This window comes from Clostridium neuense (assembly GCF_045310695.1).
In the GTDB taxonomy this organism is placed as follows: domain Bacteria; phylum Bacillota; class Clostridia; order Clostridiales; family Clostridiaceae; genus Clostridium_S; species Clostridium_S neuense.
In genome coordinates this window covers 81,160-96,684 of the sequence record NZ_JBJIAA010000012.1, presented here as the reverse complement: position 1 = coordinate 96,684, position 15,525 = coordinate 81,160, and the positions used below count along the sequence as shown (strand labels likewise).

Below are 15,525 nucleotides of genomic sequence, written 5' to 3'. Positions count from 1 at the left end.
ATTTATTTACTTTCACAAGCTAAGTTTGCAACAGTACATGAAGTTTTACATGCTGACTGACATGAATTTGCACATTCTCTGCATCCAGGTTTTTTTAAACTTTCCCTTATGTTAGATTTATTAATACTTTTTATATGTTTCATTTATAATTCCTCCATTCATAAAGTTTTCCGTATGATTATAACATAATTTGCACTTTAAATAAAGTATTGCTAATTAGCCTAATCCTACATGAACATTAAATATTTATTCCAAGCATTCCAGAAAGGGTTCCAACTAAAACCGCCAAAACTACCCTTACAAAATCTCTGACTTCAAGCTTACTGCTTGAACCACATATGATGGACACGATATAGAAAATAACAATATAAAGTCCTCCAACTAAAAGTCCGTTAAGCCATCCCTTTCTGCCAGACTTTTTAGATGCATAAATAGAACCATACATTATACTTATGAGCGTGGAAACCATAATTATCATATTAGTTATACCGTCTGAAAAGTGAACTTTAGTTGCTACAAAAGCAAATATCAAAATCACAATAAGTGTGATTACAAATGCCCTTAAAACCCCCAGTGATGCTGAAATACATATTTTCATATTGTCCATTAATAAAACACCTCCTGCCCAATTAATAAAAAACCATTTTCCTTAAAATACCTCAAATTGTTTTTAATATTATTTATGTGGACAAGAGATTTTTTATTACTAAAGATTGTATTCTATTTAGTCTCTTCAGCTTTTTTAGTTAGTATATTTCCTATTGCATTCCTCTGCACTTTTAGCCTAGCTTTATCTGGACCACTTTGGATAATAACATAATCATCCTGCATGTTCACAACCTTGCCTAATATTCCTCCACGTGTAACAATCTCATCGTTTACTCTAAGAGAATCCATCATTTGCTTAAATTTCTTTTTTCTTCTTGATTCCGGAACCCATAAAGCTAAATAAAAAATTCCAAGTATAACTACAAAATAGATAATTGTCATAGCTGTTGCTGACATACTATCACTCCTTTATTTTATTATATATTTATCTTAAAATTTTTAACAAAACCCAATAATATGTAATTTTACCTTTTAGATTTTGTTAAAATTTAGAGTTCATAACTAGTTAATTAGCACTTTTAAGCTCTACCATCCCAGAGTCTTAGTTTTTCTTCTTTAAATTCTTCAAAGTAATCTCCATCAATAGCATCTCTTATATCTTTCATAAGTTTATTATAAAAATAGAGATTATGTAAAACACAAAGTCTCATTGCAAGCATTTCTTTTGCTTTAAACAAATGTCTTATATAGGCTCTTGTATATCTTCTGCAGGTTGGGCAGTCACATCCCTCATCTATAGGAGAATCATCCAACTCATATTTAGCATTATTCAAATTTATCTTTCCATACTTAGTAAATACATGCGCATGCCTTCCATTTCTAGCAGGCAAAACACAGTCGAAAAAATCTACTCCTCTAGACACTGCTTCTAATATGTTACTTGGAAGACCGACTCCCATCAAATATATAGGTTTATCCTGAGGGAGATATGGAACAACAGAATCTATTACTCTATACATCTCTTCGTGAGTTTCCCCAACTGCAAGACCACCTATAGCATAACCATCAAGATTCATTTTAGTTATTTCCTTAGCATGTTCTATTCTTATATCATCATAAACTCCACCTTGATTTATTCCAAATAGCATCTGCTTTTTGTTTATAGTGTCCTCAAGAGAATTTAGCCTATCCATTTCATTTTTACATCTTACAAGCCATCTTGTTGTTCTTTCAACAGATTTCATAACGTATTCTCTAGGTGATGGGTTTTTTACACACTCGTCAAATGCCATAGCAATTGTAGAACCTAGATTACTCTGAATTCTCATACTCTCTTCAGGTCCCATAAAAATCTTTCTTCCATCTATATGAGAATTGAAATACACTCCTTCTTCTTTAATCTGCCTTATATTTGCAAGTGAGAACACTTGAAAGCCACCGGAATCTGTAAGAATTGGCTTATTCCAATTCATAAATTTATGAAGTCCTCCAAGTTTTCTAACAACTTCATCTCCAGGTCTCAAGCTTAAATGATACGTGTTTGAAAGCTCCACCTGGCATCCTATTTTCTCCAAATCCTCTGATGACACTGCTCCCTTGATAGCAGCCAAAGTTCCTACATTCATAAATACAGGTGTCTCTATAACTCCATGGGGTGTTATAAACTGCCCTCTTCTTACTTTTCCTGTTTTTTTCAAAAGTTTATACAACTTTTTATTCCTCCTCAAGCTATTTTATAAACATAGCATCTCCAAAACTAAAAAATCTATATCTTTCTTTAACAGCTTTTTCATAAGCATTTAGTATTATCTCCCTTGTACTAAGTGCACTTACAAGCATTATCAAAGTTGATTCAGGTAAGTGAAAATTAGTTATAAGAGCATCTACAATTTTATATTTATATCCTGGGTATATATAAATATCCGTCCAGCCTGACTGCTCTCTAACTCTTCCATCTTCACTGGCTATTGTTTCCAAAGTTCTTGTTGATGTAGTCCCCACAGAAATTACTTTTCCACCATTTTCCTTAGTTGTATTTATAATATCTGCACTTTCCTTTGATAAAATATAATATTCTGAATGCATATGATGCTCTTCAATTTTATCAACCTTTACTGGTCTAAACGTGCCCAAGCCAACATGTAGAGTTAAAAATACAATTTTTATTCCCTTATCTCGTATTTTAGCTAATAGCTCCTCTGTAAAATGAAGTCCTGCAGTAGGTGCCGCCGCTGAGCCCTCATTTTTAGAATAAACCGTTTGGTACTGTTCTTTATCTTCTAATCTTTCAGTTATGTATGGTGGCAATGGCATTTCTCCAAGTTTATCTAGAATCTCTTCAAAAATGCCTTCATAATGAAATTCTATAATTCTATTACCATCATCGCAAACTTTTTTCACCTCAGCTTCTAAGCTTCCATCACCAAAAGTAAAAACAGTTCCAACCTTTGCTCTTTTACCAGGTTTAACAAGTGTTTCCCAATTGTCTCCATCAAGCCTTTTAAGAAGCAAAAATTCAATTTTTCCACCCGTTTCCTTTTTAGAACCAATTAATCTAGCCGGCATAACTCTAGTATCATTTAAAACCATGCAATCTCCAGGGTTTAAATAATCTATTATATCCTTAAAAATTTTATGTTCAATTTCTCCTGTTCTTTTATCAAGTACCATAAGCCTGCACTCATCTCTTACGCTTGACGGGTGCTGTGCAATTAATTCCTTTGGTAAATAATAATCAAAATCCTTTAGTTCCAAAATTCAAACTTCCTTTCATTTATATGTACATTTACTGATTTTTTTCCTTATCAAATACTGAACATTGTCTCCCATCAATATTTTTTCTATAAGGTCTATTTAAATGTTTATAAGCCTTTTCAGTTGCAACTCTTCCTCTAGGTGTTCTAATAATAAAACCTTTTTGCAAAAGATATGGTTCATATACATCTTCAATCGTATCTAATTCCTCTCCTATAAAATAGGCCAAAGTTTCTATTCCAACAGGTCCACCATTAAAATTATCTACTACTGCTTCAATTATTTTATTGTCAATGCTGTCAAAACCTTCTTTATCAACCTCTAAAAGCTCAAGAGCCTTTTTTGAAGAATCTAAGTCTATGGTGCCCTTACCTTTAACTTCAGAGTAGTCTCTTACCCTCTTTAGAAGTCTATTTGCTATTCTAGGAGTTCCCCTTGATCGCCTTGATATTTCATAAGCAGCTTCTTCATCAATTTTTACATTTAAGATAGAAGATGATCTGATTATAATTTCCTTAAGTTCTTCACTAGTATAAAACTCCATAGGGCATAATACTCCAAATCTATCTCTTAAAGGTGAGGTTAGAAGTCCAACTCTAGTTGTAGCTCCTATAAGCGTAAACTTAGGCAAATCCAATCTTATTGATTTAGCAGCAGCGCCCTTTCCTATTATTATATCAAGAGCATAATCCTCCATTGCTGGATAAAGTATTTCTTCAACACTTCTATTAAGTCTGTGTATTTCATCTATAAAAAGTACATCAAACTCAGAAAGCCCTGTAAGTATAGCTGCTAAATCACCAGCCCTTTCAATAGCAGGCCCAGATGTGATTTTAAGATTTCCTCCCATTTCCTTAGCTATTATATTAGCTAACGTTGTTTTTCCAAGACCAGGAGGTCCATAAAGCAGCACATGGTCTAATGCTTCCTTTCTCCTTCTTGCAGCTGTTACAAATATATTCATTTTTTCTTTTACTTTATCCTGACCTATATATTCTTTTAAGCTTTGAGGTCTTAAGCTATATTCGTAAGAATCATCACCTAAATTTAATGCTGTCAGAATTCTATCTTCCATACTTAATCACCATCAATTCATTAAAGATTTCAAACAGCTCTTTATAATATTTTCTATGCTTTCATTCTTGTCCACCATGTCAACAGCTTTGCCTGCCTCTTTTTCAGAATATCCTAAAGAAATAAGTGCAAGCTTAGCATCAGAAATTTTTTTATTCTTGTCAAATTCTTCGCTGCTATAGGCTGCATCATTATCTAAGTTTTCTATATTCATTTCCTGTGAATTTATCTTATCTTTTAATTCAAGAATTATTCTTTGCGCCATTTTTTTGCCTATACCAGGTGCCTTTACAAGCATTTTCTCATCACTTGTTACAATTGAATACTTAAGCTTATCTACAGTACAAATTGACAAAAGAGACAGTGATGCTTTTGCACCAACTCCATTTATAGTTAACAACTTATTAAACATTTCAAGTTCTTCCTGCGTATAGAATCCATAAAGACCTATGAAATCTTCCCTTACTATTTGCATAAGATAAATAAGTACATCTTCACCGCTTTTAGGCATATTCGCCATGGTATTGCCTGAAGTAAAGACCTTGTAGCCTATACCATTGTTTTCTATAACTATGTAATCTTTATTTATCCCAATGAATTTACCTTTTATATACTCATACACATATAACACGTCCTTTTACACGAATCTATAAAACCAAGCTATAAACTCATATTTATGTAATAGCAAAAGAAAACCTACAGACTAATCATAGCCTGCAAGTTTTTTAGCATCATTTTTAGATCCAAAAACCAATAAGCCTTTTTTAAGCTGCAAAACAGTTTCTGCTTTTAAATCACTTATCTTTTTATAAGCAACAGTATTAGTGTTTTCAAGCTGACCTTTATTACCAACCTTATATACATCTATAAGATTATCTTTTTGACTCGGCATTAATACAAAAACCCCATCAACTTCAGGATTATTTATATAATTATTTTTTATAACTTCAATTTTTCTATCATTGTCCCATATTACAGTATATCCTTCTTTTTCATAACTTTTAGTAAGTTCATCTCTAGACATACTCTGCTTCTTTTCATGCTTAGCACTTGTTTCCTTGCTAAACTTTAAAACACTATTTTGAGTTTCATCATTAGGATTAAAAGTAACATTAAATTGTTCTTTTAATATTACAAATGAATCTCCAACACCTTTATTATCATTTCCAGCCGAAACATATTTTGATTTTTTAGTTTTGCTTTTACCTGTTATTTCACTCACAATATTTCCTATTTTACTTTTTCCCGATGATAACATTCCAATTATATTATTTTTATATCCTATACAAAAAAAAGTAGAAAAAACAACAAATAAAATTATACATACAATTGCAATTTTTTTACGTAATGCCATACTATCCCTCCTATATATTGGATAGTATTGACATTTATTTATTTTTTATTCAACAATTATACATTTTAAATTAGTATAATCACTATAAAACATCACGTTGTATATTATATATCAACTATATATAAAATTGCAACACAATATAGTTTATGTAAAATAAAATTTACACTTTATCATAAATATAGATAGACAATTTGAAAGTTTGAAATGACTAACACCAAATTTATCCCGTAAATCTAAGATTTTGCTTAGAGTACAGAGGACAGTAAAGGATGATTTTTCTCCGCTATGCTTTGAAAAATCTTAAACTTAATGCGCGCGAAGCGCTTAAAATATAATGTTCGGCGCAGCTAACACTATTAAGCTTTAAGATCTACCTGAGAGAAACGAAAGTTGAATCATCCTTAACTGTCAATTGTCCTCTGTCAAATGTTCACTGAAATAAATTCCAGTTTAATAGGATAAGCTTGGAATTTGTAACTTTCAAGTTTCAAGTTGTCTATCTATAATCAAAGTTGTCTGCTTACAAGTAATGTCATATCATAAAGATTGTGAATGCCATCATGTGATGTTCCAGGATAATGCAATGTCATATATCCTGGTTTCGTAACTATACTAACACCAAGCAACGTCATTTTTTCAATAAATTTTTCATTATCTCCACTGTATCCCATAGTCTGAAGGTAATCTATAATATTTTCTTTTACGTATTCATATACTTCATCATCACTAGAATATGGGCATATAAACACAAATCTATAAAAGCACCTATTTATATCTTCCTTATCAGGCATGTCTTTGCTAAGTATCACAGTATAGTCAGAATTATATGATGCATATAATTTTGCATTATTCTCCTTTAAACCATGTTTAATCAAGCAATATTGTCTGTCTTGAATTGTCTTAACAGAATTCCAAGCATTGAAATATACCTTTGGTACACTATTTGTCATTTCTCTCAGATTACCTGAAAGTTCCTCTGAGAATTTTTCTAAATCTATATTTTTGTTTATAAACACTATCCTTGGCGATAAGCATGCCTTTTGTTCCCAACATACAATATCTTTAGCAATAGCTTGGGTACATTTTGATATATCATCTGCTTTATCGATAACTTCAAAACTAATTTTAGCTCCATGCATTATTATATGTTTCTTATATTTTGTACATAAACTTGCCATTATCGCACTAGATTTTTCTCCACCCCAATGCACTACACAATCACTTCTACTTATTATGGCTTCGTATATGTCTTTTTCTCTACTATCAAAATAAACAATTGAAAGTCTGTCCTTTACTGTTTCATCAATTTCACACAAACTTTTATAAAAAGCATATGAAAAATAAGGCTCATCTGCCGATACCTTAACCAAATTGCAGTTTTTAGATAACAGTCCCATTGCAATACTCATAATAACAACTACAAATGCATTACCTGATATGTTGTGAAAAACTAATCCCCTTGGCTGCCTATGTGCATATCCATAGCTAGTTTTTATCCATCTATCCATTATGTTCAAATGTCCTAATTCTTCCTCAATTGTTTTCTCTATATTTTCCTTAAGCAACATCTTCATATTATTTTGCATTTCATATTCTATAAGTTCAATACTTTGATTAGTTATTTTAGATAGTACTTGTACACTTTCCCTAGAATATTCTCTATCAAGCCATTTTCTTGCACATCTATCCAGTAAAGCAATTGTGGTTTGTGTATTTACTTCATGGATTTTATCTTTATTTTTATTAAGTTTTTCTACTTCATTTAAGATATCTTGCTCACTAGACACATTTAACTCTAATTCTAAATCTCCGAAACTTTTACTTACAACCTTGCTACCACATCCATAATTAATTTTCACTTTTATTCCCCCCTACATTAAGAGTTGCACCACAACCTTTTGCTTCAGAGCCCTTAACTCTTCCAAGTATTTTAATGACCATACCCTCTCTTCCACATTCTGGGCACCTGTCATTTGAAACTATTTCTGCAAGATCATCTACAAGTACAGATGCTCCAGCAAAAGATGATGTACCATAGGCATTTAACATCTGCAACAAACCTCTGTCATGAACATTATGAAGCGGCTTTAAAGTTTTAACATCTCTTATAATAACTCTTCCCCATCTAGGAATGTGGAAAAGATAACTCTTAAATTTGGATGAATAATGACCTGTTATTGGGAAACTATTTTCAGTAAAAGAATACGTATCAACAAAATTTTCCTGTGGAATTCCTAAAAACTCCGATACTTCCTCTACAAACTTCCATCTTTCTATTTTACTACCTATAGATATGCTTCCTTTTTTTCCATCCCATCCACCACCTCCAGTATGAACCAGAGCTTTTGCTCCAAGCTGCACTGGTTTCATATATTTCTTAAGGTACTGAACTGCATTGTAAATAAGTATTGTGGATCCCCTTAATGCAAGATGATGATTTTTTTTATTATGAGTTTTTATAAAATCTTCAAAAGCATCAATATCAATTCTAAATTCTCCCTCATAAGGTTTAAGTAAGAATATTGGATTGTACTTTAGATCGAATATTTCAGAAAATATATCGAGCATATTTCCTATATAGGATTCAGTTGGTTTGTTCATTATTTTTATACTTCTATAATTCTTCATATCATATGGCGTAGGATAAAAAACACAGTTATAATCGCAATATGGATCAAGTATTTTGTTATCGAGCGAAACTACTTCTTTTAATTTTAAGATATCCTCATTTCTTCTTCCTACTATGCTTGGATCTCCGCTAGTACTGCTTGAAACAGTCCACTTGTCAAGTTCACTAGGAGACACTCTTAAAAGATTATAAAATAAATCAGCAGATTTTTTAAAAACAGTTGTAACTAAAAAAGGAACCTTTTCTATACTGCCTTCATCTGAAAAGTCAGTTGTAGGATTGTAATTCTGGCTATCGCATATTACTTTATACGCCTTACATTTCTCGTACTGGTCAACAATATTCTCTTTAAAGTCACATAAAAAATCTAAGTTGCCCATAAATATTCCCCCATTCCTAAATTATGTAATTTATTACATTAACTACATAGTACATTTTTTGTTTTTAAATGTAAAATCCTATAATTACATGTTTTATGAAATTTATGGCAACTTATCTAATATCTTCTTTATTTATTATGGTTTATTGTAATTTTAGACTTACCAGTATAATTAATTTTTATTTGAGATATAATAATTCCCAAAAACATTAATATACATCCAACTATAGCTTTTTCCTCAAGTCTTTCATTTAAAATTAAAAATCCTCCTAGCGCAGCAAATACAGATTCTAAACTAAGTATAATTGATGCGCTTGTTGGTTCTACTCCTTTTTGCCCTACAATCTGAAGAGTATACGCAATTCCAACAGAAAAAACCCCTCCATATATAATTGGAATCGAAGAACTTAATATATTTTGAATACTTATCTTTTCCATAATAAAAGAAATCACTAGACTTATAAGTGAACATGTAAAATATTGTAAAAAAGCCAGTTTTAAAGAATTTATCTTCTGCGATACATAATCTATAAACAAAATATGAACTGCAAAGAAAAAAGCACTTGCGAACACCAAGAAATCGCTTTGGGATATAGAAAATTTCTTATTTACACACAGAAAGTATAAACCAACAGCTGCAACTAACGCACCAATTATAGAACTAGCCTTTATTTTATCTTTTACCACAACTATTCCCATCATAGGCACAATTACTATATACAAATCAGTAATAAAACCAGCTTTTCCTGCCTCTGTATGTATTAAACCTATTTGCTGAAGGGTTGAACCAGCGAATAACAAAATCCCCGCAATTGCTCCATAAACAAAATATCTCTTTTTATTAACACTTTTTTTTTCGTTAAAAGATTTATTTTGAAAAAACATTATAGGTAATAAAGAAAATGCCCCAAGTGCAAATCTTATGCCATTGTATGCAAATGGTGCTATATACTTCATGCCAACTCTTTGAGCTACAAAAGCAAATCCCCATATTAAAGCAGCAAGTACAAGGAATATGTAATACTTATATTTTTTCATCATCTTTTATGCCCCCATTTATTATAAAAAAATACTTTCAAAAAATATACTCGCAGATATATTTTATGAAAGTATCTAATAGAATTCTATAATTATAAAAACTATTCCTCAAAATCCTCAGGGAATTCAGCATTGTGCCAAACATTCTGAACATCATCATTGTCTTCAATCTTATCAACTAGTTTCTGAACTCTTTCCGCATCTTCCATAGATAAACTAACTGTGTTATCAGGTATCATAGTTAGCTCAGCAGATTCAAATTCAAAATTTTCTTTTTCAAGAGCTTCTCTTACACTTGAAAAATCCTCTTGAGACGTAGTAATTACAAATACCTCTTCTTCAGCTGCAAAATCTTCTGCACCTAATTCTAATACTTTCATCATGAGCTCATCTTCATCCATGCCATCCTGTCTCTGTATCACTATCTGTCCCTTTCTTTGAAACATCCATGATACACAGCCATTAGCTCCTAAATTTCCACCATTTCTATCAAATAAGCACCTTACATCACTTGCGCTTCTGTTTCTATTATCAGTTAAAACATTGACAAGCATAGCAACTCCAGCTGGTCCATAACCTTCATACATTATTTCTTCATAGGTTACACCTTCCATGTCACCTGAACCTTTTTTTATTGCCTTTGTTATTGTATCCATTGGCATATTAGCTGCTTTAGCTTTAGCTATGCAATCTCTTAATTTTGAATTTCCATCAGGATTAGCTCCACCTGTTTTAACAGCAACAGCTATTTCCTTACCTAGTTTTGTAAATATCTTTCCTCTTTTAGCATCAATTTTACCTTTTTTAGCTTGAATATTATGCCACTTTGAATGTCCTGACATACCTTTTCCTCCTAACGCACATCTATATATTACAAATATGTATAACATATTCACAGTCACGATTAATATTATAGCACAAATATAGTTTTAAGTTCAATTATTCCATTATCAATCTATCTTTCCCTTTAAAATAATACTTTTCTTCTTCAATCTGAAAATCGCATTTTCCAGAGCAAAGTTCTAGCAGTTCTGATTTTATGGCTTCTACATACTTACTCTCGTAATTAAATGATATTTTAACCTTATCGGTATATTCTATATTTTCAATATACCAGTTCTTAGTTGAAAAGTGATATTGAACTTTTCCTAAAAGCTCATAAGTTGTAATTACATTAATAGTTACACCTTTCACCCTTTCTACTATTCCGCTGTCATTTATAGCTTCCGACGCTCCCTTTGAATATGCCCTAACAAGTCCCCCTGTTCCTAAAAGTATTCCACCAAAATATCTAGTTACAACTATTACCGTATCTGTTATACCATTCTTTTTAATAACATCCAAAACTGGTACTCCTGCTGTACCCTGTGGTTCTCCATCATCAGTACACTTTTGTGTAAGCATATCCCTTCCGATTATATAGGCATACACATTATGAGTAGCATCTTTATGTTCCTTTTTTACTTCGCTCACAAATTTCTTTGCTTCATCTTCTGTTTCAACGCGCTTTGCATGGCCAATAAAAATGGATTTTCTTTCTTCAAATTGCACGCAAGATTCTTTTATTATTGTAAAATAACTCATACTTATCTACACTCCACTACAAAATACTATTTATTATATTAATTCCTTTTAATATTTTATCTTCATCAGTTTTAGAAAATCCAACTTTAAAATACTTTAATCCGTCATCATTATTTTTATAAAAAAATACACCAGGAGTTATTAACACTTTTTCCTTCTTGCACCTATAAAATAAATCAGTACAATTTAAATTTATGCTATCACTTATTTTTAAGTAAAAACTAAAACCTCCACATGGGTCATTAACTTTCACCTTATTTCCAAGTATATCTTCCAATTTATCATGCATATAATAATATCTAGCTTTAAACAGACTGTTTATTTTACTTATATAGCTTCTCCAATATCCATGTTTGATATATAAATCTAATGCCCTTTGCATAAGGCTTGATGTTGATATATCTGTAGTCATCTTTGAATTTTCTATCTGCTCTACAAGCAAATCTGGCATTATAAGATACCCTATTCTAATACCCGGAAGAAATATTTTTGAAAAACTTTTTATATATATTACCCTGTCTTTGGTATCTAAACTTTTAAAGCTTATATATCCAAAATCGTCTTTATATTGGATTTCTGAGAGATAATCGTCTTCAATAATATAAAAATCATATTTATCAGCAAGTTTTAATATTTCCCTTTTTTTTTCAGTACTGTAGGAGATACCTGTTGGATTTTGAAAATAGGTCATAGTATAAAAACATTTTATATAATTTTTCTTCAGCACTTTTTCAAATTCATCTAAATCTATACCATCATCATTTAAATTAATTTCAAATATATTAGCTCTTCTCCACTTAAATACAGACAAAGCTCCACTATAAGTAGGTTTTTCGACAGCAACATTATCGTTTATGTTTACAATTGCTTTAGATATTATATCTATTCCCTGCTGTGCACCTGATACTATAATTATTTTATCCTCATCAATAGCTCCATGCCATAAGTATTTACTTATACTATTTCTAAGTCCCTCATATCCTAGTGTCTCTTGATAAACAAGAGCATTAAGTCCATCTCTGGTTAAAACTTCATTTACCACACTTTTAAAATTCTCAATAGGAAAATATTCTCCACATGGATTTTCTTCTGCAAAGTCTACATACATATCAAATTTCTTTTTATCCATTTTTTTAAATAAATCAGAGTAATCTTTTTTTAGTTTTACATATGCGTCCTTTGCTTTAGCATATGTTCCGCTTCCCATTTTTATATATGCATATCCTTCGTTTTTAAGCTTTTTATATGCACTTATTATAGTATCATTATTTACGCTAAGCATTTTTGCAAGTACCCTTATAGTTGGCAACTTTTCTTCATTCTTTACTTTTCCTGTTTCAATAAGTGACTTTATATGTTTTGAAATTTGAATATATTTAGGCACTTCTTCCTTAAAATCCATTTTATACTTTTCCATAAATTCACCTATATATAATATACATTTTCACTTATCAAACATACATTATTCTTTAATTTATACTCTCTACTTTTTTTCTTTATAATATTAAGCTGCCATAATTTATTTAATATTTCTTCTGAATTTATATCAAACCCTTTAAAAATAGGATCACTATTTATATCCTCTTCACTTAAAAAGCAATCTTTTTTCCTCATATAATCAATTAATATATCTGATATTCCCTTAATATTTGAATTTATCATGGCCTCTATATAATCAATCGTACTCTTTATAGATTCTTCTATATTTTCTTTTTGAAATATCAGTGCATCGATGCATTTTTTAAATTTTTCATCAGCATTGGTAAGCATAGTTACTGCATCCTTGTTTATCATATACCCAGAGTAATTTACGTATAGTTTTGCAAATTCCCCAATACATTTAAAAATTTCGCAATAGGCAATATATATGCTTCCACTTGTAAGACTCTTCTTACAGTTATCCATACTCTTTATAGCATTTCCTAAATAAACCATATTCCATTTTTTTCTATCAACATCAGGATAATATCTTCCACTATCATATCTTGCAGTTATTTCTATATCCTTGGAAAAAACAAGTTTTGAAGATGCAAATATCCTATGAAAAAATCCTCCTTTAAGATCATTTTCATTGAGCATTAAAAACTTATTCTTTCCTATAAGTTTTATATGAACTGATATTTCATTTTCCTCTGTATAGATATTTTTTATAATCTTAAGCTCTTCATCTATTATTACAAAAAAATCTATATCTGATCCATCCCATAAATCCCCGGATATCATACTTCCAAATACCATAACTGCAAGAACACTTTTATTTGACTTTAATTTATCAATTGTGGATAGATATGCTTTTTGATACTGCAAAATAGTCTTTTCCATAATACAAATCACTCCCTAAAATCATCAATCATATACTCTTTGCATTTGTTGTAGGTTTTATCATCAACTATCGCCTTGAGATAAGTACCATTTTCCCTAAATTCCTCAATTTCAACATTGGAGTTCTTATGGATATATGCTGTAAACTTCTGATTATCATATGGAATTAAATACTCCACTTCCTTAGTTTTATTTGAAATCTTAACTTCAATTTTATCTAATAATTCATCTATATTTATTCTCTCTTTGGCTGAAATCTCAACCACATCATATTCAGCGCAATATTCTCTTAATTCATTTAATTTTTCATCTGTAACCTTATCTACTTTATTAAGTGCAATAATCATGTTTTTATCTATTGCTCCAAGTTCATTTAAAACACTGTTTACTGCCTCAATTTGTGCCACTGCTGTCTTTGAAGAAGCATCTATAACATGAACAAGTAAATCCGCATAGATAGTCTCTTCAAGCGTAGACTTAAAGGATTCAACAAGGCTGTGAGGAAGCTTTCTTATAAATCCAACCGTATCGGTAAGTGCTGCAAGCCTATTATTTTTAAGACGTATAGCTCTTGTTGTTACATCTAAAGTTGCAAATAACATATTTGCCTCAAATACATTTTCTTTGCTTGAATGTTCTTTAGGTGCTGCAATTTCACAAATTAAATTTCTAAGCGTTGATTTTCCAGCATTCGTATATCCTACAAGCGATATTTGAGGTAATTTTCCTGCATTTCTTCTTTCTCTCTGAACTTCCCTAGTTTTGCTGATTTTTTTAAGCTCTTTTTCAAGATCATATAGTCTCTCCCTTATATGCCTTTTATCAGTTTCCAGCTTTTTTTCTCCAGGTCCCCTTGTTCCTATTCCTCCACCAGTTCTAGAAAGTACACTTCCAAGCCCTTGAAGTCTAGGGATTCTATATTTAAGCTGCGCCAATTCAACCTGTATTTTTGCCTCTTTGCTCTTTGCTCTTCTTGCAAATATATCTAATATTAGAGTAGTTCTATCAATTACCTTTACTCCTATATTTTCTTCTAGATTTCTTACCTGAGAGCCAGAAAGTTCATCGTCAAATATAACAACATTTGCTCTTTTAACCTGTCTCATAAGAGCTATTTCATCAACTTTTCCTTTTCCTATATAATAAGCACTATCTATCTTATCTCTTTTTTGCATAATACTAGCAACTGGTTCTACATTACAAGACTTTGCAAGTTCAGATAATTCCTTAATACTTTCCTCACTATCTATACCTACAAGTATAGCTCTTTCAATATTGTCTTCTTTTACTTCATCTAGTTTTTTTAAAGCATTTTCTAAATATTGAACCTTACTTAAATAATTAAATTCTAAGATTTCTTCCAAATTTATAGGACCTATTTCTTCTGATTTTAATATATCATTTTCAATGCTGCAAAATCCTATACAAAAACCGGTTATATTTTTATCTAAAACTCCTATTGAAACTATACAATCTAATTTTAGCTTTAACAATGCCGATATATCTACAGCAGACAATTTAGGATTGCCATTTGGATGAGTATGTATTACCTTCACCCCTGAAAGCTTTTTCTCCCTAGCATCCACTAATGGCATTTCAACTGTACTACTATCTCCAATTGAAACACTTATTACTTTTCCTTTTCTATTTACTGCTACACTTATCTCTCTATCAATAAAACTAGAAATCTCACTTAATAATCTTAAAATCTCAAAGGTTATAATATTTGTTTTTGGAACCTCCACATTATATATCTTATCAAGTTCATTTAAGATAGAAGTTCTAACTCCCTCAATATTTCCTGATACCATAACATCAACCTCTTTTTATCATATTTTATGG

General features: G+C 30.8%; 16 protein-coding genes. All 16 read right to left on the bottom strand.

The window, feature by feature from the left end; genetic code table 11:
• Positions 1–2: 2 nt before the first annotated feature.
• Positions 3–143 (bottom strand): six-cysteine ranthipeptide SCIFF, encoded by a 141-nt coding sequence (gene scfA / locus ACJDT4_RS15170; RefSeq protein ID WP_053241034.1) that lies wholly within the window; start codon positions 141–143, stop codon positions 3–5.
• Positions 144–238: 95 nt separating this feature from the next.
• Positions 239–607 carry a TIGR04086 family membrane protein gene (locus tag ACJDT4_RS15165; protein WP_406788417.1) on the bottom strand — a complete coding sequence of 123 codons (369 nt, stop codon included), beginning with the start codon at positions 605–607 and terminating at the stop codon, positions 239–241.
• Between the two features lie 113 nt (positions 608–720).
• A complete protein-coding gene (gene yajC, locus ACJDT4_RS15160; protein WP_406788416.1) occupies positions 721–1,005 on the bottom strand; it encodes a preprotein translocase subunit YajC in 285 nt (94 codons plus the stop codon).
• A 122-nt stretch (positions 1,006–1,127) separates the two neighbouring features.
• Complete coding sequence (gene tgt / locus ACJDT4_RS15155) at positions 1,128–2,258, bottom strand: tRNA guanosine(34) transglycosylase Tgt (protein ID WP_406788415.1); 1,131 nt, start codon at positions 2,256–2,258, stop codon at positions 1,128–1,130.
• 19 nt (positions 2,259–2,277) lie between these two features.
• Positions 2,278–3,303 carry a tRNA preQ1(34) S-adenosylmethionine ribosyltransferase-isomerase QueA gene (gene queA / locus ACJDT4_RS15150; RefSeq protein ID WP_406788414.1) on the bottom strand — a complete coding sequence of 342 codons (1,026 nt, stop codon included), beginning with the start codon at positions 3,301–3,303 and terminating at the stop codon, positions 2,278–2,280.
• A 31-nt stretch (positions 3,304–3,334) separates the two neighbouring features.
• Entirely contained in the window at positions 3,335–4,378 is a 1,044-nt protein-coding gene (gene ruvB, locus ACJDT4_RS15145) for a Holliday junction branch migration DNA helicase RuvB (protein WP_406788413.1), read from the bottom strand.
• Between the two features lie 12 nt (positions 4,379–4,390).
• Positions 4,391–4,999, bottom strand: coding sequence for a Holliday junction branch migration protein RuvA (gene ruvA, locus ACJDT4_RS15140; RefSeq protein ID WP_406788412.1), 609 nt, complete (start codon positions 4,997–4,999; stop codon positions 4,391–4,393).
• 81 nt (positions 5,000–5,080) lie between these two features.
• Positions 5,081–5,731: a hypothetical protein gene (locus ACJDT4_RS15135; RefSeq protein ID WP_406788411.1), complete on the bottom strand. Its 651-nt coding sequence runs from the start codon at positions 5,729–5,731 to the stop codon at positions 5,081–5,083.
• A 506-nt stretch (positions 5,732–6,237) separates the two neighbouring features.
• Entirely contained in the window at positions 6,238–7,590 is a 1,353-nt protein-coding gene (locus ACJDT4_RS15130) for an aldehyde dehydrogenase family protein (RefSeq protein ID WP_406788410.1), read from the bottom strand.
• Positions 7,580–8,740 carry a LuxE/PaaK family acyltransferase gene (locus ACJDT4_RS15125; RefSeq protein WP_406788409.1) on the bottom strand — a complete coding sequence of 387 codons (1,161 nt, stop codon included), beginning with the start codon at positions 8,738–8,740 and terminating at the stop codon, positions 7,580–7,582. Before ACJDT4_RS15125 ends, ACJDT4_RS15130 begins: the two co-directional genes overlap by 11 nt.
• A gap of 128 nt (positions 8,741–8,868) precedes the next feature.
• Positions 8,869–9,780 carry a DMT family transporter gene (locus ACJDT4_RS15120; protein ID WP_406788408.1) on the bottom strand — a complete coding sequence of 304 codons (912 nt, stop codon included), beginning with the start codon at positions 9,778–9,780 and terminating at the stop codon, positions 8,869–8,871.
• Positions 9,781–9,878: 98 nt separating this feature from the next.
• Positions 9,879–10,619: a YebC/PmpR family DNA-binding transcriptional regulator gene (locus ACJDT4_RS15115; RefSeq protein ID WP_406788407.1), complete on the bottom strand. Its 741-nt coding sequence runs from the start codon at positions 10,617–10,619 to the stop codon at positions 9,879–9,881.
• 97 nt (positions 10,620–10,716) lie between these two features.
• On the bottom strand, positions 10,717–11,361 hold the full coding sequence (locus tag ACJDT4_RS15110) for a YigZ family protein (protein WP_406788406.1): 645 nt from the start codon (positions 11,359–11,361) through the stop codon (positions 10,717–10,719).
• A gap of 16 nt (positions 11,362–11,377) precedes the next feature.
• Positions 11,378–12,778, bottom strand: a complete 1,401-nt coding sequence (gene pdxR / locus ACJDT4_RS15105) for a MocR-like pyridoxine biosynthesis transcription factor PdxR (protein ID WP_406788405.1) — start codon at positions 12,776–12,778, stop codon at positions 11,378–11,380.
• 8 nt (positions 12,779–12,786) lie between these two features.
• On the bottom strand, positions 12,787–13,683 hold the full coding sequence (locus tag ACJDT4_RS15100; RefSeq protein ID WP_406788404.1) for a nucleotidyltransferase domain-containing protein: 897 nt from the start codon (positions 13,681–13,683) through the stop codon (positions 12,787–12,789).
• Positions 13,684–13,691: 8 nt separating this feature from the next.
• Positions 13,692–15,494 carry a GTPase HflX gene (gene hflX, locus ACJDT4_RS15095; RefSeq protein ID WP_406788403.1) on the bottom strand — a complete coding sequence of 601 codons (1,803 nt, stop codon included), beginning with the start codon at positions 15,492–15,494 and terminating at the stop codon, positions 13,692–13,694.
• Between the last annotated feature and the right edge of the window lie 31 nt (positions 15,495–15,525).